This is a genomic window from Roseburia sp. 1XD42-69, from assembly GCF_003612565.1.
Classification (GTDB): Bacteria; Bacillota; Clostridia; order Lachnospirales; family Lachnospiraceae; genus Roseburia_B.
This window is the reverse complement of sequence record NZ_RAZG01000058.1, coordinates 1-22,971: the sequence shown is the minus strand read 5'-3', so window position 1 is coordinate 22,971 and position 22,971 is coordinate 1. Positions and strand designations below refer to the sequence as shown.

Genomic DNA, 22,971 nt, shown 5'->3' with positions numbered 1-22,971 from the left:
AAATACTCTTACATATCTAATTCTTATCAGGAAAGTCTAAAGTTCATAGACACAAGATTTTTTACAGCCTCCCTTGCCGACAAAAGAGTAATAGATTTCGATTTCCTGTCTGCGGAGCTTCCCCCGCCGTTTCCCGTCCAGTGCTTCCGATTCATGGATTACGGTTTTCTCCACAAACTCCCGCAACAGGGTAGGGGTGAGTTCCTCAAAGCTGGTGTACTTGCGTACCACTTTCATAAACTTTTCAGCGTTTGCCGTGGCTTCCAGCGTCTTGGAAAGCTCGCTCTGCAAGGCGGCGGCTTTCTCTTTCAGTTCCTTTTGCTCGGCGTCATAGTCTGCCGAAAGCTCCGTGAAACGCTCGTCCGATATGCGCCCGGTCACGCTGTCCTCATACAGCCGCTTGAAGATAGCGGAGAGTTCCGCAATCCGTTTTTCTGCCGCTTCCAGTTCTTTCTTCTTGGCGGCGTTCCGGCGTTTGCTCCCGTCCTCGGTCTGCTCGGTCAACAGCTTCATAAACCGGGCTTCGTGCTTGGCGGCGTAGCTGGTGACTTTCCGTAAGTTCTCGGTCACTCCGGCGGTCAACAGGTCGGTGCGGATAAAGTGCGCCGTACAGTCTGCCGTGCGCTTCTTGTAGCTACCGCATATGTAACAGTCCTGTTTCCGCTTGTCCGTCTGATACCTCTGCTGGTACATGACGCTTCCGCAATCGGCACAAAAGAGTATGCCGGAGAACAAGCCCACTTCTGCAAGGGTTCTACAAGCCCCAGTTTCATAAAAATCTGCAAAGCCCTCTCCACTGTGCCGACTTGCTGGCGGGTGATGGTGGCTATCATGATTCCCCCCTTTCTCCCACATGAGGAAATGGTTGGTTAATAGTTGCCTTTTTATGATGATAAAGGGCGGCAGCATTTTTTGCTGTTGCCCCTTGTCTACTCAACTGCGAAAACAGACGGGCTGTCAACGGCGGGCGAAGCCCGTTCATCTTGACCGTTGACTGGCTTGGCTGGTTTTGCTATTCATACTTTTTTAATAACTGTTTAAATATTACGATACCTATTACAATTTGAAAAATTAGATAGCCGCCTAGATATAGCACTATTAAGCATGAATTATCAATGACTTCAAGTTTTCCCAATATGGAGAAGATGATTATTGAAATACTAACTGTCATAAGTCCGATAGCATACGCATAGCGCCCGGATTTATCTCTTAATTGTGATTTTAATTCATCGTGAAGTTCGATTTTTTCATTTTCTATTTTTTCTTGATACCGTTCTTTGTTTTTAGATGTATTCCAATAAAAGTATTTACAAGTCATAACAGTACCAGAACAAATGGCTCCGGCAGCAAAACCAATAAGCAAACTGTCCAGCACACTATCAGTTAGCAGTGCTACACTCAAAAGAATAATACCTCCCAAAATAAACAAAATACCCTCTAATAAATTACCTTTTTTCATCTTTGCAACTCCTTTCATGAATAAAAATTTCTTCGATTTGTTTACCAAAAAAATCTGATATTACAAAAGCTAATTCTAAAGAGGGATTATATTTCCCCGTTTCGATTGAACTGACGGTTTGCCTTGAAACTTTAAGTGCTTTTGCAAAATCTTCTTGATTCATGCCTAATCTTTTCCTTAATTCTTCAACCCTGTTTTCCAAATAATGTCACCTCCGTTTTGACAAGGTTCCTTTACAATTTCATTATAGTAGGATAAGGCGGTTTTGTCAAGGTTCCTTTACAAAAGTTTTTCTTATAAGTTGCACGGAATAGTGGGTGGCTGCTTATCAAAATCTTTGTGTTACTTTATCGCACATGAGCATTATTTTAGGGCAGCTAACCTCATTGTTTGGAAATTTCATATTGAAATTGGCACTGTCCATGTATGTACTGGAAGCGACTGGTTCGGCAGCCATATTTGCAGGGATATTGTCTGTTGCTACAATCCCGACCATTCTTTTGTCACCGCTTGGCGGTATCTTGGCGGACAGGGCAGACAGACGGAATATTATGGTGGTGTTAGACGCATTGACTGGCGTATCTGTTTTATGTGCTGCACTATTCCTGTCGGAAAGCAATGCCATTGCCGTAATCAGTACGTTGCTTATTATTCTTTCTGTTTTGAGTGCGTTTGAAACGCCTACTGTTCAAGCGTGTATCCCCACTATGTTACAAGGTGACAATATTATGAAAGGAAATGCCGTTGTAAATCAAGTGGCATCTTTATCCTATCTGATTGCTCCTATGTTGGGCGGCGTATTGTATGCCATGCTTGGGCTAAAACCCGTAATGTATGCAAGCCTGGTCTGTTTTTTTATTACTGCCCTGTTTGAATGTTTTATAAAATTGAGCTATCAGCGTATTCAAAATCAAGGCGGTGTGCTTCAGATTGTTAAGCAGGATTTTTTATCAAGTATGCAGTATATCTCAAAAGAACAGACCAGCATATCAAAAATGCTGCTCTTTACGGCATTCTCAAGGTTTTTTGTGATGGGCATTACCATAGTCGGACTTCCTTTTCTTGTGCGGACTGTCCTTGGATTTAGTGCAAAGTATTATGGGGCTGCGGAAAGTGCGTTGGCAGTCGCTACAATCTTGGGGAGCATTGCCGCAGGAGTTTTGGCAGAGAAATTGAAAATACATAAATTATCTGTCCTGCTTGCTTCTATGGGTATTTTTATTATCCCTGCCGGCATTGTTTTCATTTTGCCAGTGAATGCCATGATAAAGTATGGAGTTACGGTTGTATCATTTTGCGGTATGCAGGCTGTTATCAGTATATTTTCTATTTTTGCTGTTTCAATCATACAGCAGAGGACGCCAAATCATTTAATAGGAAAAGTGATGGCTTATACATCAACGGTTACTTTGTGTGTTCAGCCCATAGGACAAATCGTGTACGGTTTTTTGTTTGACAGATTTTACAGCGCCGTATATTTTGTCTTAGTCCCGACTGGCATCATAGTTTGCATTGTAGGATTATTTGCAATGAGTTTCTTTAAGAATATGGAAAAGGAATAGGAGGAAGGCAAATGCAAAGCATTTCTGAAAATGCCTTCCGACGACTTGCCCTCGAACGAATGTGAGGGGGTGTTACATTGATGCAGGAGGTGTCAGCATGAAGCAGGAAAAGTGGCTATTGTGTCCTGTATGTGGAAACAAGACGAGATTGAAATTGCGTGAAGATACGGTACTTGAGAAATTTCCTTTATTTTGCCCAAAATGTAAGCAGGAAACCCTTATAAATGTCCGACAAATGAATATGTCTGTTATCAGAGAGCCAGACGCACAGACGCAGAGCCGATGAACTTGTGAAATAAAACCACAGTTTGTTGGCTCTGTTTTTGCTTACGCAGACAGTTAAGATTTTTCATTTTACTGCTTTATCTTACAATACATAGAAAGTCTGCGATATACTGAATACAGATAAGACATCTACCGAAATAAGGTAAATGACAGCAACTGCTAATTGCTTTTTGGCACTTTTCAAGCTCTTTATTTTTCTATAAGGTCATTTTATAATAGAAAAAAGGAGGGGATTTTTATGAATACAAACATCATTTCAAAATATTTGCAATTACTGCGAAAAAAACATAATTACACACAAGATGAATTAGCAAAAAGGTTGGATATATCCAGACAAGCTGTTTCAAAATGGGAAACGGGAGCAGCTATACCAGATTTAGAGGTTCTGTTAAAAATATCTAAGCTTTACGGAATTACAATAAATGATATTTTAGAGCCGAATATACCGACTAAAAAAATAACTGATTTTGAACAATTATCAGAAGTTCCAGAAAACGAATTAAGAGAAATACTGGAACAATATGATATGACATCTCTTGTGACAGCTTCAATGGGTGCATCTCCAGAAATAAATAATTTACTGGAAAAACTATTTCCAGATGTAGATTATAAAATGGAAAGAAACCGTATTGGCAGAGTTAGAATCGATGAAGTTGAAAGAATACAACAGGAAATAGTCTCTGTCATAAATTTACGAGCTTTAGATAGTGAACTTTTATAAAATTATAAGTCAAGAAATGAAGTAATATGCCAAAAGGTAAATGAGCAATCTTGAAAAATAAGAAATGTAAAATAACAGATATTAAAGAGCCAGACACATTGGTTCATTTTAGAAGTTTCTAATGTGCTTTTCCGAAAATAACACTCCCGAAAAGAGGTTCCTTCTAGTTTGCTTTTGCAAAACTACAGTCTGTGAAATTAGAACTTTTAAAAATATAATTATTTCCAATTGTTCCCTCAAAAGTTACATTTTTAAACCCGCATTTGTAATATGCACCATTCCGCATTAAAGAGCCTTTAAAGGTTTCATCATATTTCTGATTAGTCCCCTCGAATGAATTTGATGAATCTCTCAAAGGTTCTAATATTTGTTTATCATTCTGCGAACTGCCTGATCAGATAGGTTCCCGAAAACGTATCTGTATTTTGCTAAAAGGATTCCGGTCAATAGTTTCTTTATACTCAAGATAGTGGAAGAGGGATTTTACAGAAGCAATGTTGCGTTTTGCAGTTTTAGGTTTGTACTTTTGATGAAGCTCAGCTATATAATTTTCTAATTCAGATGAAGTGATCTCTGTAGTATCCGAGATTGTAAGTTGTTCAGAGAATTGTTGCAAATCAATTCGATATGCTTTTAGCGTTTTTGCATCCAAACATTTTTGAGTATTGCAATACTCTAAATAATTTTTAATATGTGTTTGTAAAGTGTGCATTGTTAAGTCTCCTTTATCTGTAATCCGTCTTAAAAAATTATTTCATATGTGTTTTAGCCGGCTACCTAAAATATTTTACTTGACTTATAAATCTTACGGGTGTAATATTTGAGGTGGACGAAGTACAAATTTTTTTATGCAAAAATCTTACAAGAGTAAGATTTAAAAATGGTATATAGTTATCATTATCAGTTATTTGGAGGATAGCTCATGACAAAAAAGAAAAGCAGACGCAGAAGAAAGAGAAGTAGAAAGGTTTTGTGGCTCATTGCAGGCATTATGACAGCAATTATATTTGGCATGGCAGCATCTATGCTGATTTTGGTTAAGCAGGGAAGCACTTTGACCAAACCGGATGAATTGCTTCTCACATATATGAATTACATTTCAGAGCAGAATTATAAAGAAATGTATCAAATGCTTGACGTGGATGCATCTGGACAGATCAGTGAGGAGGATTTTATAAAGCGCAATTCAGCTATCTATGAAGGGATAGAAGTACATAACATGACAACCACAATTACTTCTTACGACGAAGAAAGAAACGTGGTGCAGTACCAGACAACGTTTGATACCGTTGCAGGGAATATCAGCTTTGAAAATGAGGCGTATTTTCTGAAAAGAGAAGATGGATACAAGCTGGTATGGACGGATTCCTTGATTTATTCTGGATTATCTTCTACGGATAAAGTAAGGGTATCTACTACACAGGCAAAAAGGGGAGAAATACTTGACAGAAATGGTCGTGTCCTTGCAGGACCGGGTGTTGCATCTTCTGTGGGAATTGTGCCGGGAAAACTGGAAAACATGGATAGTGCAATAGAGCAGATAGCGGAGCTGTTGGGAATGAAGCAGGAAGAAATAGAAAAGAAATTATTGGCAAAGTGGGTAAAGGAGGATTCTTTTGTTCCGGTCAAAACACTGCAGAAAGTGGAAGAAATAGAATTGATGTCACTGGAACCGGATGAAGAAGTGATAAAAGAGTATGAAAGGCAGCAGCAGTTGCTTGATATACCGGGGGTTATGATTTCAGACACGGAGGTAAGGGCATATCCGTTAGGCGATGCGGCAGCGCATTTGGTAGGATATGTGCAGAGTGTCACGGCGGAGGATTTGGAGAAACATGCCGGGGAAGGATATACTGCAAGCAGTGTCATCGGAAGAAGCGGGGCAGAGGGATTGTTTGAAAGCGAATTAAAGGGACTGAATGGATGCCGGATCTATATTGTGGATGCCAACGGCAATATAAAGGAAGAACTGGCAAACAGGCTGGTAGAGCATGGAAAAACCATAAAACTGACGATTGACTCGAAACTTCAAAATGCTTTATATGAGCAGTTCCGGGAGGATAAAAGCTGCTCGGTGGCGATGAATCCATATACGGGGGAAGTATTGGCGTTAGTCAGTACACCGTCTTATGATAACAATGACTTTATTATGGGATTATCCAGTGAAAAATGGACGGCGCTGAATGAAGATGAAAACAAACCGTTGTATAACCGTTTCCGGCAGGTATGGTGTCCGGGTTCTACCTTTAAACCGATTACCGCGGCAATCGGTCTGGAGTCTGGGGCTGTTGATCCAAATGAGGACTATGGAAATGTAGGGCTAAGCTGGCAGAAGGACGCTTCATGGGGTTCCTACCATGTAACGACACTTCATGCGTATGATCCGGTTGTTCTGGAAAATGCCTTAATCTATTCGGATAACATTTACTTTGCGAAAGCAGCATTAAAAATCGGTGCAGATGAAATGAAAGACTCCCTGTTAGGATTAGGTTTTCAGGAAGAACTGCCATTTGAAATTGTTATGTCACAATCCCAGTATTCCAACACGGAGAATATTGAAATGGAGATACAACTGGCGGACAGCGGATACGGGCAGGGGCAGATTTTAGTAAATCCGCTTCACATGGCATGTATCTACACAGCTTTTTGCAATGAAGGCAATGTAATAAAGCCTTATTTGGTTTACAGTCCGGATACAGAGCCGGAATACTGGATTTCAGATGCTTTTTCTGAAAATACAACAAACCTTGTATTGGAGGGGATCAAAAAGGTTATCAATGACTCTCACGGAACAGGTTATGCGGCACACCGGGAGGATGTCCTGCTGGCAGGGAAAACCGGGACAGCGGAAATCAAAGCCTCGAAAGAGGATACTTCCGGCACAGAGCTTGGATGGTTTGCTGTTTTTACAGAAGAAAGAACAGAAGAAAATCCGATTTTAATTGTAAGCATGGTTGAAGATGTAAAAGGGAGAGGGGGAAGCGGCTATGTTGTGGGAAAAGATAAAGAAGTTCTGGAAAGCTGGTTTGGCGGAAACAATTAAGGATACCGCTATACCCTCTGGGGCACACGTGCCATTCGGCAGTAAAGAGGAAAAGAAAAAAATATTAACTTTATTTGTAATGGCGGGTACTGCTATATTGGTAATGACTGGATGCAGCAATGAATTACAAGAGGTGCTGGAGAATACGGAAACAGTTGTCGACAATGAAGAGTATCTGCCAAATGAAGACGATTTTGATGATGCGATAAGCATAGCGGCAGTTTACCGTGATATTTATGATGAAGCGGTGGAAACACCCTCCGGGCATCCCTCTATGCCATCCGGCAATAAAGAGGAAACAAATACTTTGAGCAGTCTGGAAACGTTGCGGCGCATTGTTGCAAGGCTTGGTGAGAATGGTTATGTAGCTGTTGACAGTGAAAATCAGGTTGACATGGCAGGAGCAGAACAGGTAATAGAGTTTTGTAAAGCAGTAGATGAAAAGAAGAGCGCACTGCTGACAATCATAGTAATCAAAGACTTTGGATTTCGGAAATTTGATCTGAAAGCGGAGGATGGAAACGTAAATATTGTCAGAGGGTACTATCAATATGATCAGGACGGGTGTTTCCAGAACAGAAGTACAGTTAGCTATCCGGCTGATATATGGCAATATACAGAGGAAGGGTATTTACTCTTTGAAGGAAGCTATTTCTCAGATGAAAACTATGTGCTTACGTTAAGTGATACGCCAGAACATACGGCATTGCGGGTATTGCCATTAGACGAGAAATGCAGGGAATTGAACCGAAAGTATATCCTGCCAGTCGGTTATGAACAGAACAATATTTTTCTTACGGATTGGAATGAAGAAGATATTGGGGATTTGGATTTCTATGATATATTTGACAATTTTTATCCAATCTTGTATGGGCAGTCTGTTCCTTATGTTGCAGACGAAAGTTTGGCGGTTGGAGTAGTCTATCAGATACCGGAAGAAATATTTGAGAATGTCATTATGACGCACTTTAAGGTAAACAAGGAAGAACTTCGGAGGAAAACAACATATAATCCAGAAAAGGCAGCTTATGAATACAGGCCACGGGGATTTTATGAGGTTGAATATCCTGATATTCCGTATCCAGAAGTAGTTAGTTATACAGAAAATCAGGATGGAACAATCACGCTTATCGTCAATGCTGTATATCCGAATGGCAATACATCTATGGCGTATTCACATAAAACAGTAATCCGTCCGTTGGATGGGAATTGTTTTCAGTATGTATCGAATCAGATGATTAATTTAGTGGATGAACATGATATTTGGTGGCATTCCAACCGCCTGACTAAAGAGGAATGGATTGAAATATACGGAGGAACGGAATAATGGAGGATGTAAAATGGCTTTTAAAAAAGTATGGTTCTCTCATTGTGCTGATGGTAATCATTGTGATAACAGGCAGTATTGTTTTGGGGAAAAGAAGTTCTGAAAGGAACGCAGAGGAAGTGTGGGAACCTCCAATAGAAATACTTTCCGATAATACTTCTGCTCCATCCGACGATGAAAAAGAAATATCAGATAATACTGTTGCAAAAGAAGGCGAAGAAGAAAGTAAAACAAAATTAGAAATGGAATCATCTTTATGGTTCCTTCCGCAGACGGAAAAATGCTTGATAACCGAAACGGAAAATTCTTATGGCTCCAATATTAAAGGGTTCACAAGGGAGCAGTGCCGGAAGGTTGTTTCACTTCTCGGGGAAGCGGGCTATGTCAGCATTACAGAAGATACCAATGTGGAAAACTATGGGAAAGTGAAAGACTTTATGTGGGGATTGGCTGCTAGGAGGACGGTATACCAGAGATTAAGAATACATTAGTCAGCGATATAGCGGAAATCAAGCTGACAGAGAAAGGTTATTTATGCATATGAAGATGTGATAGCCTATTCCAGCTTGCGCCAGTATTGGAGAATAAAACCGCTTTTTGATAAATGCCGGGAATTAACTGCAAAATATGTATATGGGTTGAGCTATGTAAATTACAATGTCCTTGTGACAAACTGGAACAGTAACAATGTAGAAGATATTCTGATGCCCTGTATGTTTGAAGATATATATCGGATATACACCGGGGAAAATTTAAGGACGAAAAACTGGAGAATACCTGCGGAAACATATGAAAAGATAATGACTGCTTATTTTCCGGTATCAATAGAGCAGGTACGGGAAAAGTGCAGATGGAACGATTACGCTTATTGTTGACGGGGTATGGGCAGATTACAATTCTGACCTTGCTTTTACCAACAGAATCGTGGTACAGCCGTTTGATGATGGCAGATGTTGAACAGAATATGGTTGAAAAAGACATGACCATCGAATCTATTTATAATTACTTGAAAAATAATAACTAAATCATGGAAGAAATAATGCTCTCTTTTAAGTAACTGTATTTTTACATGAACTACTTAAAAAGGGAGCATTATTTTATGTAATGAATATTGTGGATCAGATTTTTATTCTCCCCATATTCCTATATCAGATAGGATGGATAGGGAAATTTCTGATGCTTTACTGCCTGTGGCATTTTCTGTGGCTTGGATGTTGGTGGCAAAAAAGTATGTGTTGCCAGCAGTTTCAATATAGCCTACAAACCAGCCATTTACATCTCGACCGTCTACACGTCCGGTTCCGGTTTTTCCATAAAAGTTTTTGCCTTCCGAAGAAAACAGGCAAATAGCATTTTTTACAGCATTTATATGTTTCGGGGCAAAGTCAAAGTTATTGTTGTGAAGAGCTGTTAAAAGTTGCACCTGCTCTACCGGGGAAATTTTTAATGTTGACTGCATCCAGTATGAGGAAAGGTCTGAACTTACATTTTCGTTTCCATATCCGATCTTTCGGATAAAATTCTGAATGGTGGATGAACCGAGCTGCTTATCTATTTCCTCAAAATACCAGTTGACGGAGGCTTGCATGGCAGAATACAAGTCCTGGTCAGCGTTCCATGCTTCAAATGGATAGTCGGCTCCGTTCCATGCCATAACAGAATCTCCCGGCTTGATAATGCCTTCTTCCAGACCGAACAATGCGTCATATATTTTATAGGTAGAATTTGGCGCTGTCCGTAAAGTGGCATGATCCATGTCATAAATATTCCATGTATCATTGTTCATATCGTATAAAACAAAACTTCCCTCATATCCATTGAAATATGAAGATAAATCCATTAAGTTAATCTTTTCGGAGGATATGTTCCATGGATAATAATTTTGTTCTGCCGCATAGGTGGAAAACATCGGGGTAATCCCCAAAAGTATGACTGCAATAAGGGCAAAGATTCCGGTTCCCTTTACTTTTTTCCAGACAGACGGTTTTTGGTAAGAGGAAATATTGATAATTCTCTTCTGCATTTGTTTCATAGTCCCGCTGATCCCGGCAGCAAAGGGGAAGGGCGTGAGGGAAACTTTTTCTGCAAAGTTTATCAGAGTATTCCCATAATCTTCATAATCGCTTTCGTTCAGGAGCTTCAGCACCGAAGTATCACAGGCAATTTCCCTGTCATTGCGCATTTCTTTTAGCGCAAACCATACCAAAGGGTTAAACCAGTACAGAATGCCGAAGAGATTCATAAGGAAATTTGCAATAGCATCTTTATGTTTGTAATGCTGTAATTCATGTAACAGCATATACCTTATCGGGCGCAGCCCGTCCGCCCCGCAGGGGCATGAATTACGGGATGCCCTGTGGGTATACCGTATATCCGCAGCATTGGAACATACGTTAGATATTCCTTGATACCCTCCGGGGTATGCGTGTTTTTCGGCAGTCATATTAAAATCCGAAATCAAGTGGATTGGCAGATAAATACATGGTCTGAATAATCCTGCAATGACAGGGGATTTCAAAAAAGCGGTGCTATAAACAGGGATATTTCTTTTTATTTTCATCTCGTTTAAACAGTTGTTGTATACCATACGAACCTCCCTGTTTTGCAACGGAAGAGAGGATTTTTTCATAGAGTAAAAGCGTGATCTTGATTTTGCCACCAATAACAGCATTGCAAGGATTCCGATGATCCATATTCCAAACAGTATAAGCCCGATAATGGATGGCGTTTTGCTGCTGACGGACAGGGCAAAGTCATTGATCTGTTTTGCGGCGCCGAGCGTATTCGCATTTGCCGCTGTCTCTGTAAGGGATTCCATATTTGATGCCGCTGCATTTTTCAACTTATCAAGCCACAAAAGAACCTGTGAAAACCGGATCGGACGGACAGGCAGAAATGGAACCGCTAAAAGTCCAAGCAGCAGAAACCACAAATTAAACTGCATCCTGCTGGTCAGGTGGTTCTTGAATGCCCGTTTTGTGATGAGAAGTATGCCTGTGACAGCGCAGATTAAAATATTGCATAGAAAAAAACGTATTCCAAAATCCGCCATGTTAATTCCTCCTTTTTCTCCCTTTGAGGAGAAGTGAGTGCAGGGCGTCTATCTCCGATTCCGAGAGTTTATCATCTTCAATATAGGCAGAAAGCATTGCGGTAATGTCTCCATTGTAATAACGCTCAAGAAAAGAATGGCTTTCCTGCCCGATGTATTCCCTTTCTTCTATCAGAGGGGTGTAAACGAATACCCTGCTTTGCTTTTCATAGGAAAGAGCGCCCTTCGTCACAAGGCGTTTTATCAAAGTCTGTATTGTCTTTGGACTCCATTTGGTCGTCTGTGTTAATCTGTCCGTTATCTCATTGGTGCTGATTGGTGCGTGTTTCCATATGACTTTCATCACTTCAAATTCTGCTTCTGAAATCTGTGGCAATGCTTTCATCTTTGAACCTCCTTAATTCTTACGGATGTAATACATATTATAGTGTATGGAATGCGAAATGTCAATTTAGCTTTATGACACGGAGTGGAAGCAAAGCTATGAGGAAGTAGCGAGAGCGGAGAGCCTGCCCCGCTTTATCGGACATTGCGAATTTCCACTTTTATAACGAAATCTCTTGACATAAATCACAAGTGTAATAATTAAAATATTACATAAGTAAGAAATGGAGGCAGAGGAACTTGACCGGCGTATCATTCACCAGGCAAAATTATGGCTGGACAGCGGTAAAATCTTTGGGGACAGCGGGAAAGACTTTCAGAGAATTAACGTGGCATGTCCGAGAAGTGTTTTGAAAGAGGCGCTGCAAAAACTGAAAAAAATATGTATAGACAGGTAATAGGAAATACCTATTAGATGCAATAGAAAAAAACTGGAAGCGGTAGTATTGACAAAGCGTGTATGCATGGTTATAATACAAAACATATTAACCTACTATTGAAGTAGGAAAGGGGATGGTCAGTATGAGGAAAATGAATGAAAAAAACAGGAGAAGGGGTATGTGTTGTCATCATATGACAGGCAGAAATAAGAATTGTATTCCATGTACGGCTGGCAAGTAGTATATGATATTGTGAGAAACTACAGTTGTTGGGAGTATATGCAACTGTTTTTTTGTGCAAAATATAAAATGGAGGACGAATTATGAGTGAAATAAAAGAAAATGCATTGGAACTGATCGGCGGGACACCGTTATTGAAACTGAACCGTTATAGCAGACAGGCGGAAGTGACAGATGCTGTGATTTTGGCAAAGCTGGAATATCTGAATCCGGCAGGTTCTGTGAAGGACCGTATTGCACTGGCTATGATAGAGGATGTAGAAAGAGACCGATGGGGCGGTAATACTGGGGCAGTTTGTAAATCCAGCGAATCCGGCAGTACATAAGGAAACTACAGGACCGGAAATCTGGGATCAGACGGGTGGGAAGGTAGATATATTTGTGGCAGGAGTTGGAACAGGAGGAACGATTACTGGTGTCGGCGAATACCTCAAGGAAAAAAATCCGGATGTGAAAATCGTGGCTGTAGAGCCGGCTGATAGTCCGGTGCAGCTTTAAAGGCGGCTTCTGTTTTGGCAGGCAGACCGGAAAATAAAGGAAAAACTATCGTAGTGTTACTCCCTGATTCCGGGGACAGATATCTGTCAACGCTTTTGTTTGCGTAAGAGGCAGAAAGTAAATTACATATATTTTATAACAGAGATTAAGGAGGATTTGACATGAAAGGAAAATTTATTATTTCATTGATTTTGAGTTTAAGTATAGTGGGAGGACTGCTCGCAGGATGCGGAAACAATGCTGCGGCAGGGAAAAAGGCAGATACCGATTCCGCACAGGAATTAGAAGTAATTAAAGTAGGGGCAAGTATTACACCGCACGCAGAAATTTTACGTTCCGTATCTGATGAACTGGAGAAGCAGGGGTACAAATTAGAGGTGGTAGAATATAACGATTATATTATACCAAATACAGCACTGGAAAGTGGGGAATTGGATGCAAATTATATCCAACATCTGCCTTACCTGGAAGATTTCAATAAAGAAAATGGGACGGATATTGTCAGTGTTGCGGATATCCATTATGAACCATTTGGTATTTATGCAGGAAAATCAGACAGCCTGGAGAATTTGAAAGAAGGGGCGGTTATTGCAGTTCCAAATGATACCACAAATGAGGCAAGGGCACTGTTGCTTTTGCAGGACCAGGGACTGATTAAGCTGAAAGAAAATGCAGGTCTTACTGCGACCGTTAAAGACATTGCGGATAATCCAAAGAATTTTGAAATCAAGGAATTAGAGGCAGCACAGGTTCCAAAAGCATTACAGGATGTGGATGTTGCTGCTATCAATACGAATTATGCACTGGAAGCAAATTTGAAACTCAGTGATGCTCTGGCTTCGGAAGGAGCAGATTCGCTGGCAGCCAAGACATATGCCAATATTATTGCTGTCAAGGAGGGAAATGAAAATGCGGAGAAGATAAAGGCACTGATTGATGCAGTGAAATCAGAGCAGGTAAAAAAGTTTATCGAGGATAAGTATGATGGTGCAGTAGTTCCTATCTTTTAACCATCCGTGATAAGGGAGGCTTCAGAAATGATTCGTTTGGAACATATTACAAAAGAATTTTCTTCCAAAAACAAGAAAGTGACTGCCGTAAAAGATGTTAGCATTCATATTTCAAAAGGGGAAATATATGGGATTATTGGATTTTCGGGTGCAGGAAAGTCAACTTTGATTCGGTGTATCAATCTGTTGGAAACGCCAACGTCAGGAAAAGTATATTTTGGGAATCAGGAGCTGACATCTGTCGGTGAAAAGGAATTACGTCTTGCCAGACAAAAGATGGGAATGATTTTTCAGCAGTTTAATTTATTGGAGCAGAGGAATGTGTTGAAAAATATATGTTATCCTCTGGAACTGGCAGGGATTTCAAAAAATGACAGGGTAAAGCGGGCCAAAGAACTATTAAGGGTAGTAGACATGGAAGAAAAAGAAAATTTTTATCCGTCCCAGTTGTCAGGAGGGCAGAAACAAAGGGTTGCCATCGCAAGGGCACTGGCGACCAATCCGGAAGTTTTGCTTTGTGACGAGGCGACCAGTGCCTTAGATCCCATTACAACAAGGTCTATTCTGGCACTTTTAAAACACATTAATGAAATGCTTGGGGTAACGATTATTATCATATCACATGAAATGCGTGTAGTTGAGCAGGTCTGTGACAAAGTAGCTGTAATGAGCGAAGGAATTATAGAGGAAGCCGGTGAGGTAAAGGAAGTATTTCTGAATCCCAAATCCGAAACAGCGAAAAGGCTGATACTGCCGGATAAGGATGAAGCAGGTTCGGACGCAGACAGGTACAGTATTCGGATTGCTTTTGATGGGCAATCCTCGTTTGAACCGGTTTTTGCCGCATTGGTACTGGAAAGCGGCATACGGCTTAATATTCTGGGAGCCAATACAGAAAATATTGGTGGAAAAGCATTTGGCCAAATGCTGATAGAGATGCCGGAGGAACCGGAGAAACAAGTCATCGTGAAAGAAATGCTAAGAAAAAAAGGAACTCACTTTATGGAAGGGGGAGATGTGGGATGAACCAACAGATGATAGAGTTATTGGCTGGCGGAATAAAAGAAACATTATATATGACATTGGTTTCTACCTTCATTGCCTATGTGATAGGGATTCCTTTAGGAGTGATTTGTTTTATTACAGATAAAAACGGAATATGTCCCGGCAGGATTATTCATTTGGTAACAGGGATTCTGATAAACCTGCTGCGTTCTGTACCATTTTTGATTTTATTGGTGGCAATTATACCATTAACCCGATTGATTGTGGGAACAACAATTGGTTCTACGGCGACAATCGTTCCATTAGTAGTAGCGGCAGCACCTTATGTGGCAAGGATGGTTGAGTCTTCGTTGAAAGAGGTGGATGCAGGTGTGATAGAGGCAGCTAAGTCTATGGGTTCCTCGCGGTTACAGATTATATATAAGGTGCTTTTGCCAGAAGCGAAACCATCGCTTTTGGTAGGCGGGCTTATATCTATGGCAACGATTCTTGGATATTCTGCTATGGCTGGATTCGTTGGCGGAGGAGGACTGGGTGCGATTGCTATTAACTATGGGTATTATCGCTATCAGACGGATATTATGTTTGTTACAGTTGCATTTCTTGTATTGATTGTCCAGCTTTTTCAGGAAGCAGGAATATGGCTTGTAAATCGGATTGATAAAAGAAGTGCATAGAAATTTTGAGAGGAGAAATGAAAATGAGTAAGTTAAAAAGATGGATTGTCTTAGGGGTGGTATTTGTGTTAATTATGGGGCTGGCAGGTTGCGGCAAATCAGCAGAAACCGGCAAAGCGGCAAATAGTGGGAAAGAGGGGAAAACCATATACCGGACGCTGGATGAAATAAAAAAAGATGGAACGATAAATATCGGTGTGTTTTCTGATAAAAATCCATTTGGCTATGTAGATGAAAATGGAGATTACCAGGGATATGACGTTTATTTTGCGAACCGGCTGGCGAAGGATTTGGGGGTAAAGGCAAATTATGTCTCCACAGAGGCTGCAAACCGGATTGAGTACCTGCAGACCGGAAAGGTGGATGTCATTCTTGCCAATTTTACGGTAACGGATGAACGCAAGGAGGAAGTTGATTTTGCACTGCCATACATGAATGTGGCATTAGGTTTGGTCAGCAGAAATGACAATGTAGTTAAGAGTCTGGATAACTGGAATAAGGACGATAAAATTATCATCATTTCCGGAACGACTGCTGAGACATATCTGACAGAGAATTATCCGGATATCCCGTTGCAGAAATTTGATTCCTATGCGACGGCAAAAGAGGCTTTTGAAAATGGAACGGGTGTTGCATGGGCAAATGATAATACGGAAGTGATTGCATTTTCCCTGCAGAATGACGGTTATACAGTTGGCATCCCAAGTCTGGGCAGCAATGATACGATTGCACCTGCAGTAACCAAAGGAAATACTACATTATTGGATTGGATTAACGAGGACATTAAGAAATTGGGAGAAGAGCAGTTCTTTCACAAGGACTATGATGAAACGTTGACGGAAACTTATGGGGATAAATATAAGGAAACGCTGGTCGTGGAAGGTGGCAAGAGTGAATAAACATAGTTTATTCACTCAACAAGTTTGTGCTGTGGGCAACTCAAACATTAGCGGATTAGCTGCTTGCATTGCTCGCAGCATTACCGCAAGAGCACAGAGTAATTCCAGATGGGAGGTGTCATGGTGGATTTTGCATACATAGAACGTGTTTTGCCCTTATACGAACGTGCGGCCGTTTTAACAGTACAGTTAGGAATAGAGGGGATTTTGCTGTCAATCGTTATCGGTCTGGTCTGTGCATTAATTTTGTATGAAAAAATTCCGGTGTTGCGGCGGTTTGTGATGATTTATATAGAAGTCAGTCGCAACACACCTCTTCTGGTTCAGTTGTTTTTTATGTATTATGGTCTGCCCAAAATAGGGATTGTCCTGACACCGGAGGTTTGTGGTGTGGCAGGTCTGGCTTTTCTGGGCGGGAGTTATATGGCGGAGGCGTTCCGGAGCGGTCTGGACAGTGTAGAAAATATTCAGCGGGAGAGTGCATACAGCCTGGGAATGAACAGGATGCAGGCGATGCGCTATGTTATATTGCCTCAGGCTGTTTCAACAAGTATTCCGGCATTTTTGGCGAATATCATTTTCCTGCTCAAAGAAACCAGTGTATTTTCAGCAATCAGCCTGATGGATTTAATGTTTACGACAAAAGATTTAATTGGTTTGTATTATAAGACAACGGAAAGCCTTGCACTCTTAGTGGTATTCTATCTAATGATTTTACTGCCGGTATCCATCGTGGGGGCTGCCGTGGAGAGGAGGGTGCGCTATGCCGGATTTGGGGCTTGAAGTTCTTATGAAAGGGAATAATCTGCTCCGGCTGTTTGATGGGCTTTGGATTGCAGTGGAAATCAGCCTGTTGTCCATTGTAATCAGCATTCCTCTGGGAATACTTTTGGGAATTTTAATGACAAGAAACAACAGGCTGGTTCGGTTCTTGACAAAATTTTATCTGGAATTTATCCGGATTATGCCGCAGTTGGTACTCTTATTCCTTGTGTTTTTTGGGACTACCAGAAGTATGGGCTGGAATCTGCCGGGAGAGACCGCAGCTGTCATTGTATTTGTTATGTGGGGGACTGCGGAAATGGGTGATCTGGTCAGAAGTGCACTGCTCAGTATTCCCGGGCATCAGTATGAGAGCGGCAAGGCATTGGGATTAAGCAGGAGACAGACCTATTTTTATATTATTTTACCGCAGACACTCCGGAGGCTGATTCCGGTATCCATCAATCTGATTACCCGTATGATAAAGACTACCAGCCTGATATTGATGATTGGTGTTGTGGAGGTGTTAAAGGTGGGGCAGCAGATTATCGAGGCTAACCGCATGGTAAGTCCGAATGCAGCGTTTGGGGTTTTTTTGGTAATTTTTATTTTATATTTTGTCATCTGCTGGTCTGTCAGCATGACAGCCCGATACTTGGAAAGGAAATGGAGTTAGCATATGGCGGATACCGTATTAGAGATTAGGAATCTTGTAAAAAAATTTGACGGACACATCATACTGAATGATCTGGACATGAATGTGCAGGAGGGGGAGGTAGTCGTAATATTAGGACCAAGCGGCTGTGGAAAAAGCACTTTATTAAGGTGTATTAATGGATTGGAGGAAATACAGTCCGGGAGTGTCAGAATACAGGGAAAGGAAATATCCGGCACGAAGGAAAATGCAGGCCTTTTGAGGCAGAAAGTGGGCATGGTTTTCCAAAGCTATGACCTTTTTCCACATCTCAGTGTGCTTGGAAATATCATGCTGTCCCCGGTCAAAGTGCAAAAGAGAAAGAAGGATGAAGTAAAAGAGGAGGCATTGGAGCTGCTAAAAAAGGTGGGATTGGCGGATAAAGCAGACAGTTACCCAAGACAGCTGTCAGGCGGGCAGAAACAGAGGGTGGCGATTGTGCGTGCCTTGATTCTGCATCCGGAAATTCTGTTATTTGATGAGGTAACTGCTGCACTTGACCCGGAGATGGTCAGGGAGGTGCTGGATGTCATTTTGTCACTGGCAAAACAGGGAAAAACGATGTTGATTGTCACGCATGAAATGCAGTTTGCGAAAGCAGTCGCAGACCGGATTGTATTTATTGATGAGGGTAAAATTATGGAAGAGGGAACGGCAAAAGAATTTTTTGAACATCCTCAGACAGAACGTGCAAAAAAATTTCTGCACGTGTTTTCATTTGAGGATGTTCGGTAGGCGGTGCGTTTAGGGTGCTGTCAGGTCTGCGAGTGTGATGCCATAAAAGAAATCATGTGATAACTGATTAAATTTTTTCCACATGGCTATGGTGGGGCAGGCAGATTCCCTGTCACAGGGTTCTGTTTCCGGAAGCAGACAAGATACAGGGGCAAGCTGTTCGCCTACGGCTTCCAGTATTTCGCCAACCGAATAGTCGGCAGCACTGCGTATAAGCCGGTAGCCGCCGCCTTTGCCTCGAAGGCCGTGAATTAGTTTATGCTTTACCAGATGTTTTATAATAATCTCCATATATTTTTCAGATATGCCCTGTCTTTCGGAAATATCCTTTAACGGGGTATATTTGTCTGTATCCTGCATGGCAAGGTCAATCATCATACGCAGGGCATACCGTCCTTTTGTTGAAATCATAGGTTTCCTCCTTTTTCTCAAAGTATAACGTACTTATGGGGGGAAATCAATACATATAAACCTATTAGGCTGATATGTATTTTGGCAGCAAGTAAAAGATGGACGGAAGAAATTGTGAGAAATACTTGTGATATGGATGATATTTACAGATTATTCCATGATACTAAAAAGGAAGGAATGGATGATATGACACTGACACAATTAAAATATGCTATATGTGCAGCCGGAGAACATTCAATGAATGACGCAGCAAAAAAGCTATATATTTCACAGCCCAGTCTGTCAGGAGCGGTTGCCAGTCTGGAAAAGGAATTGGCTATACAGATTTTTAGAAAGTCGAAAGCAGGTATTTCCCTGACAGCAGAGGGGGAAGAATTTATAGGGTATGCAAGGCAGGTGTTAGAACAATATGAATTGCTGGAGGCAAAATATGTTACCCAAAAGGAAATGAAACAGAAATTCAGCGTATCCCTGCAGCATTATACATTTGCGGTTCAGGCATTTATTGAAACCATCAAACAGTATGGGATGAATGATTATGAATTTGAAATATATGAAGAGAAAACCCATAGGGTAATTGAAAATGTAAGGAATTGCAAATCAGAATTGGGGATTTTGTATTTAAATGATTTTAACAGACAGGTATTACAAAAAATATTTGCAGATTACCGTTTGGCTTTTCACCCGATTTTTGATTGTGGTTTGTATGTCTATATGGCAAAAACGCATCCGCTGGCGGGAAAGAAGCGAATTGAACTAGAGGAACTTATGGAGTATCCCTGTCTTTCTTTTGCACAGGGAGAGCTTAATTCCTTTTATTTTGCGGAGGAAGTTTTAAGTACGGTACCCTATAAGAAATTGATAAAAGCCAGTGACAGGGCAACCCTTTTGAATTTAATGATAGGGATTCAAGGATTTACGATTTGTTCCGGCATTATTTGTGAAGAACTGAATGGTGCGGATTATGTTGCGGTACGTCTAAATTCCAGTGAAAAGATGACAATCGGTTATCTTACACGGAAAGATATGCATATTAGTAAAATTGGAATGGATTATCTGGCGGCACTGGAAAAATTTAAGGATAGAGTGATGCTGTAAAACTACACAAAAAAAAGAATTGTGAGCTACAGGGGATTAAGAAGCATCCCCGTTCATGTAAGAGTAAAGCACAATCTTGAGAAGGGTTCTTGGCGATACGGAATTTATTCTTTCGAGGTCTGGCAGTTTTTTTGCATAGTAAAGGGGCGTCGCACTAATAACTTAGTGCGGCAGCCCCTATATTTTGTTGAAAATGGAGTGTGGAAGAGATATATTTATTCTATAAAATTGAATTTGGTGGAGGATATAATAATGCATGATATACAAATTAAAAACAGAACGATTGTAGTTACGCCCTCTTAAAATTGCTGATGCAGAAGATGTGTTTAAATGGGTTAGTGATGAAAGAGTTTCAAGGTATATGGTTTACACCACTTATACTAACATTGAATAAGTAAGAAAGTGGCTTGCTTTTGTGGAGAATGATACTATAATTTCGATATGATTGTTGGGGTATGGGATATGCTACAGAAGCGGTAAAGGCAATGATAAACTATGCTCGCACAAATTTTGGGGCACGAAAATTTGCTTCCCAACATTGTGAACCCAATATTGCTTCGGGAAATGTTATGAGGAAGTGTGGATTGCACTTTGTGGGATATGGAAAGTTTGAAAAACTGGATGGAAGTGGTATAATCAAAAGAACAAATCGACATTTGCTAGAGGAATAATTATAAGCTGTAACGGAATTTTAATTTTGTCAATTACATGGATTCTCACATCGTTAGTTTGGTTCTTTGCGATAGAAAATATTGTGGTTGGTATTATATGGCTATGTGGGGGAATTGTTGAACTAATCATCGCCTTGATAAGACGTGATGAGAAGAAGAAAAGCAAGTAAATTCGAGTTTGATAGGAAGGTGGAAGAAATGAAAGTTTTAGTGATGAATTGTAGTCCTGTCAGAAATGGAGCAACGGCAGAAATAGTAAACGTAGTTTCAGAATGTCTAAAGGAGCGATACGAGGTCAGAAGCATATGTATTGATGATTTTGATATTAGTTTTTGTAAAGGGTGTAGAACGTGCCATAATACAGCAAAATGTGTTCAGCATGATGATGTTGATAAAATAATTGAGTATTATGAGTGGGCAGACATTATCATATCGGTATCGCCTTCTTATTGGGCAGATATCCCCGGACAGTTTAAAGTTTTTATTGATAGATGTACACCTTGGTGTAATACCCATGAGCCACATGCAATTTTAAGTACTGGAAAGAAAGGTTATGTGGTGGCATTAAGAACAGGAACAAACATGAGAGAATGCCAGAATATTTTTGATAGCATTGAACATTTTTACGGGCATTTAGAAGTTGAGTGTTGTGATAGATTAGGTTTATGTTCAGTGGAATATAAAAATGCAGTGGAACAAAGGAAAGATGAAATCATAGAATTTTGTAATAAGATTTAACCAAAGTCCTTTTTGTTGATTAGAATGGTGGAGAACAGCGCATTGCTATTTTCCTTGTTAATGTTATTTATACATGGTGCTAGCACCATGTAATATGGGCGGATAAGGAGAAAATCATTTTGGTGCCAAAACAGTGCCAAGAAATCAGACGAATAAAAATACGCTACACAAAATAAGCGATTTTACGCTGTTTTCCGCAATAAAAAGCATAGAAAATATCACAAAAAACGCTATTCAAATACCGTGGTAGATACAGCCCTTTACGAAACGGACAAGGTAGTGAAAAATCTGATAGACTAGGTATGTCTTTCGGAGCAGATAAAGGAAAACAATAATACAATCCGTAATCTGACCGGGGAATATAAGAAGATAGGGCCGGATTGCCGGGAGGGAGTGCGGGCGCAGTTGGAGCATATGAAAGAATGATACAAAGAGCGCAACAACTTGTTCGCATTTTGATAGTGTTCCCAGTTTATTATATCTGGCTTATGTTCAAAAAGGAATGAGGATTGAAGATGGTAAGGAGTTTGTAAAGAATAAATTGGCGAGAAGTTTTCAAAAATTATCCACAGAAAGCAAACAGCACTATCAGAATAAATATGAAAAAGTAATGGAAGTCTTAAATTGATTATTTTCGGTTTCCTGCTTAGAAAAGGACATTCTATGGGAATTATTATATGTGGTTTAAATGGGACTGGAAAAAGTACGCTTGGAAAAGCTCTTGCGGAGAAACTACATTTTCATTTTATAGATATTGAAAATTTGTATTTCCCCAAAACAAATCCGAATTATATATACGCTTCACCGCGTACTCGCAAAGAAGTTGAAAAGCTTTTGTTACATGAGATAAAAACACATAAAAACTTTATACTTGCTTCCGTTAAAGGAGATTATGGGGAAGTTATTTACTCTTTAATTCAGTATGCTATATTGCTTGACGTTCCAAAGAATATTCGATTGCAACGAGTTAAAAAGCGTTCTTTTCAGAAATTTGGCAAAAGAATGTTATCAGGCGGGGATTTGTTTGAGCAGGAAGAAAAATTTTTCCGCTTTGTTGAATCCAGAAATGAGAGTACTGTTGAAGAATGGGTAAAGACTTTGAAATGCCCGGTTATGCGGATTGATGGAACAAAGCCCATTGATGAGAATACAGACTTCATTATAGCACTTATGCGGGATAAATATTTATTTGCTAAAGAAATGGGGAATAAAAAATGATTTGTAAAATAAGAAAATGGAAATTATCAGAGGTAGTGTAAATAAGTTTGTGTTTTTGGAAATAAATGGCTCCTTTTTGGTAAGAATTAGGATATGCAAATT

At 40.3% G+C, this 22,971-nt stretch carries 24 protein-coding genes and 5 pseudogenes; 21 read left to right on the top strand and 8 right to left on the bottom strand.

Annotated features, from left to right (window positions below):
* Nucleotides 1–36: 36 nt before the first annotated feature.
* The 4 genes and pseudogenes from D7Y06_RS19185 to D7Y06_RS19170 all read right to left on the bottom strand — a co-directional run.
* A pseudogene (locus D7Y06_RS19185) lies at nt 37–747 on the bottom strand (DUF4368 domain-containing protein); the annotation flags it as partial.
* A pseudogene (locus tag D7Y06_RS19180) lies at nt 735–833 on the bottom strand (phage replisome organizer N-terminal domain-containing protein); the annotation flags it as partial. The pseudogenes D7Y06_RS19180 and D7Y06_RS19185, both read right to left, overlap by 13 nt.
* A 179-nt stretch (nt 834–1,012) precedes the next feature.
* Nucleotides 1,013–1,459 carry a hypothetical protein gene (locus D7Y06_RS19175; protein ID WP_120409314.1) on the bottom strand — a complete coding sequence of 149 codons (447 nt, stop codon included), beginning with the start codon at nt 1,457–1,459 and terminating at the stop codon, nt 1,013–1,015.
* Nucleotides 1,446–1,661 carry a helix-turn-helix transcriptional regulator gene (locus tag D7Y06_RS19170; RefSeq protein WP_120409313.1) on the bottom strand — a complete coding sequence of 72 codons (216 nt, stop codon included), beginning with the start codon at nt 1,659–1,661 and terminating at the stop codon, nt 1,446–1,448. The genes D7Y06_RS19175 and D7Y06_RS19170 overlap by 14 nt, the downstream gene beginning before the upstream one ends.
* Before the next feature lie 154 nt (nt 1,662–1,815).
* Here D7Y06_RS19170 and D7Y06_RS19165 point away from each other — a divergent pair, with 154 nt between their 5' ends.
* From D7Y06_RS19165 to D7Y06_RS19155, 3 genes are all read left to right on the top strand, one after another.
* Nucleotides 1,816–3,021, top strand: coding sequence for an MFS transporter (locus tag D7Y06_RS19165; RefSeq protein WP_120409312.1), 1,206 nt, complete (start codon nt 1,816–1,818; stop codon nt 3,019–3,021).
* A 97-nt stretch (nt 3,022–3,118) separates the two neighbouring features.
* Nucleotides 3,119–3,307, top strand: coding sequence for a cysteine-rich KTR domain-containing protein (locus D7Y06_RS19160; protein ID WP_016298986.1), 189 nt, complete (start codon nt 3,119–3,121; stop codon nt 3,305–3,307).
* Between the two features lie 237 nt (nt 3,308–3,544).
* Nucleotides 3,545–4,027 (top strand): helix-turn-helix domain-containing protein, encoded by a 483-nt coding sequence (locus tag D7Y06_RS19155; protein ID WP_120409311.1) that lies wholly within the window; start codon nt 3,545–3,547, stop codon nt 4,025–4,027.
* Nucleotides 4,028–4,421: 394 nt separating this feature from the next.
* Here D7Y06_RS19155 and D7Y06_RS19150 read toward each other — a convergent pair whose 3' ends face one another.
* Complete coding sequence (locus D7Y06_RS19150) at nt 4,422–4,739, bottom strand: site-specific integrase (RefSeq protein WP_330566530.1); 318 nt, start codon at nt 4,737–4,739, stop codon at nt 4,422–4,424.
* 210 nt (nt 4,740–4,949) lie between these two features.
* Here D7Y06_RS19150 and D7Y06_RS19145 point away from each other — a divergent pair, with 210 nt between their 5' ends.
* The 4 genes and pseudogenes from D7Y06_RS19145 (at nt 4,950) to D7Y06_RS28340 (ending at nt 9,354) form a co-directional block, all read left to right on the top strand.
* On the top strand, nt 4,950–7,070 hold the full coding sequence (locus D7Y06_RS19145; RefSeq protein WP_120409310.1) for a penicillin-binding transpeptidase domain-containing protein: 2,121 nt from the start codon (nt 4,950–4,952) through the stop codon (nt 7,068–7,070).
* Entirely contained in the window at nt 7,015–8,397 is a 1,383-nt protein-coding gene (locus tag D7Y06_RS19140; RefSeq protein WP_120409309.1) for a DUF6070 family protein, read from the top strand. Before D7Y06_RS19145 ends, D7Y06_RS19140 begins: the two co-directional genes overlap by 56 nt.
* Entirely contained in the window at nt 8,397–8,888 is a 492-nt protein-coding gene (locus tag D7Y06_RS27300) for a hypothetical protein (RefSeq protein WP_243119404.1), read from the top strand. Before D7Y06_RS19140 ends, D7Y06_RS27300 begins: the two co-directional genes overlap by 1 nt.
* Before the next feature lie 57 nt (nt 8,889–8,945).
* Nucleotides 8,946–9,354: pseudogene (locus tag D7Y06_RS28340) on the top strand (DUF6070 family protein).
* Nucleotides 9,355–9,523: 169 nt separating this feature from the next.
* On the opposite strand, the gene D7Y06_RS19130 reads toward D7Y06_RS28340, so the two are convergent.
* Together D7Y06_RS19130 and D7Y06_RS19125 are read right to left on the bottom strand one after the other, a co-directional pair.
* Entirely contained in the window at nt 9,524–11,449 is a 1,926-nt protein-coding gene (locus D7Y06_RS19130; RefSeq protein WP_243119403.1) for a BlaR1 family beta-lactam sensor/signal transducer, read from the bottom strand.
* Nucleotide 11,450: 1 nt separating this feature from the next.
* The gene (locus D7Y06_RS19125) at nt 11,451–11,834 is read right to left on the bottom strand and encodes a BlaI/MecI/CopY family transcriptional regulator (RefSeq protein WP_120409308.1); all 384 of its coding nucleotides are present in this window, start codon (nt 11,832–11,834) and stop codon (nt 11,451–11,453) included.
* A gap of 223 nt (nt 11,835–12,057) precedes the next feature.
* Here D7Y06_RS19125 and D7Y06_RS26110 point away from each other — a divergent pair, with 223 nt between their 5' ends.
* The 9 genes and pseudogenes from D7Y06_RS26110 (at nt 12,058) to D7Y06_RS19085 (ending at nt 18,733) form a co-directional block, all read left to right on the top strand.
* On the top strand, nt 12,058–12,231 hold the full coding sequence (locus tag D7Y06_RS26110; protein WP_158591431.1) for a hypothetical protein: 174 nt from the start codon (nt 12,058–12,060) through the stop codon (nt 12,229–12,231).
* A gap of 305 nt (nt 12,232–12,536) precedes the next feature.
* Nucleotides 12,537–13,058: pseudogene (locus tag D7Y06_RS28655) on the top strand (pyridoxal-phosphate dependent enzyme).
* 54 nt (nt 13,059–13,112) lie between these two features.
* Entirely contained in the window at nt 13,113–13,961 is an 849-nt protein-coding gene (locus D7Y06_RS19115; protein WP_120409307.1) for a MetQ/NlpA family ABC transporter substrate-binding protein, read from the top strand.
* A 27-nt stretch (nt 13,962–13,988) separates the two neighbouring features.
* Entirely contained in the window at nt 13,989–14,987 is a 999-nt protein-coding gene (locus D7Y06_RS19110) for a methionine ABC transporter ATP-binding protein (protein ID WP_120409306.1), read from the top strand.
* 8 nt (nt 14,988–14,995) lie between these two features.
* Nucleotides 14,996–15,643 carry a methionine ABC transporter permease gene (locus tag D7Y06_RS19105; RefSeq protein WP_120409317.1) on the top strand — a complete coding sequence of 216 codons (648 nt, stop codon included), beginning with the start codon at nt 14,996–14,998 and terminating at the stop codon, nt 15,641–15,643.
* 23 nt (nt 15,644–15,666) lie between these two features.
* Nucleotides 15,667–16,542, top strand: coding sequence for a transporter substrate-binding domain-containing protein (locus D7Y06_RS19100; RefSeq protein ID WP_330566527.1), 876 nt, complete (start codon nt 15,667–15,669; stop codon nt 16,540–16,542).
* A 120-nt stretch (nt 16,543–16,662) separates the two neighbouring features.
* The gene (locus D7Y06_RS19095; protein WP_330566526.1) at nt 16,663–17,325 is read left to right on the top strand and encodes an amino acid ABC transporter permease; all 663 of its coding nucleotides are present in this window, start codon (nt 16,663–16,665) and stop codon (nt 17,323–17,325) included.
* Entirely contained in the window at nt 17,306–17,980 is a 675-nt protein-coding gene (locus D7Y06_RS19090; protein WP_120409303.1) for an amino acid ABC transporter permease, read from the top strand. The genes D7Y06_RS19095 and D7Y06_RS19090 overlap by 20 nt, the downstream gene beginning before the upstream one ends.
* A gap of 3 nt (nt 17,981–17,983) precedes the next feature.
* The gene (locus D7Y06_RS19085; RefSeq protein ID WP_120409302.1) at nt 17,984–18,733 is read left to right on the top strand and encodes an amino acid ABC transporter ATP-binding protein; all 750 of its coding nucleotides are present in this window, start codon (nt 17,984–17,986) and stop codon (nt 18,731–18,733) included.
* A gap of 9 nt (nt 18,734–18,742) precedes the next feature.
* Here D7Y06_RS19085 and D7Y06_RS19080 read toward each other — a convergent pair whose 3' ends face one another.
* Nucleotides 18,743–19,144 carry an RrF2 family transcriptional regulator gene (locus D7Y06_RS19080; RefSeq protein ID WP_120409301.1) on the bottom strand — a complete coding sequence of 134 codons (402 nt, stop codon included), beginning with the start codon at nt 19,142–19,144 and terminating at the stop codon, nt 18,743–18,745.
* A 186-nt stretch (nt 19,145–19,330) separates the two neighbouring features.
* Between D7Y06_RS19080 and D7Y06_RS19075 the strand changes: the two genes are divergently transcribed.
* From D7Y06_RS19075 to D7Y06_RS19050, 5 genes and pseudogenes are all read left to right on the top strand, one after another.
* Nucleotides 19,331–20,242, top strand: a complete 912-nt coding sequence (locus D7Y06_RS19075) for a LysR family transcriptional regulator (RefSeq protein ID WP_120409316.1) — start codon at nt 19,331–19,333, stop codon at nt 20,240–20,242.
* Between the two features lie 455 nt (nt 20,243–20,697).
* Nucleotides 20,698–20,913 (top strand): GNAT family N-acetyltransferase, encoded by a 216-nt coding sequence (locus D7Y06_RS28650; RefSeq protein ID WP_120409300.1) that lies wholly within the window; start codon nt 20,698–20,700, stop codon nt 20,911–20,913.
* Between the two features lie 198 nt (nt 20,914–21,111).
* Nucleotides 21,112–21,651: a flavodoxin family protein gene (locus tag D7Y06_RS19065; RefSeq protein WP_120409299.1), complete on the top strand. Its 540-nt coding sequence runs from the start codon at nt 21,112–21,114 to the stop codon at nt 21,649–21,651.
* Between the two features lie 243 nt (nt 21,652–21,894).
* A pseudogene (locus D7Y06_RS28335) lies at nt 21,895–22,074 on the top strand (hypothetical protein); the annotation flags it as partial.
* Between the two features lie 201 nt (nt 22,075–22,275).
* Nucleotides 22,276–22,869, top strand: coding sequence for an AAA family ATPase (locus D7Y06_RS19050; protein ID WP_243119402.1), 594 nt, complete (start codon nt 22,276–22,278; stop codon nt 22,867–22,869).
* Nucleotides 22,870–22,971: the final 102 nt, after the last annotated feature.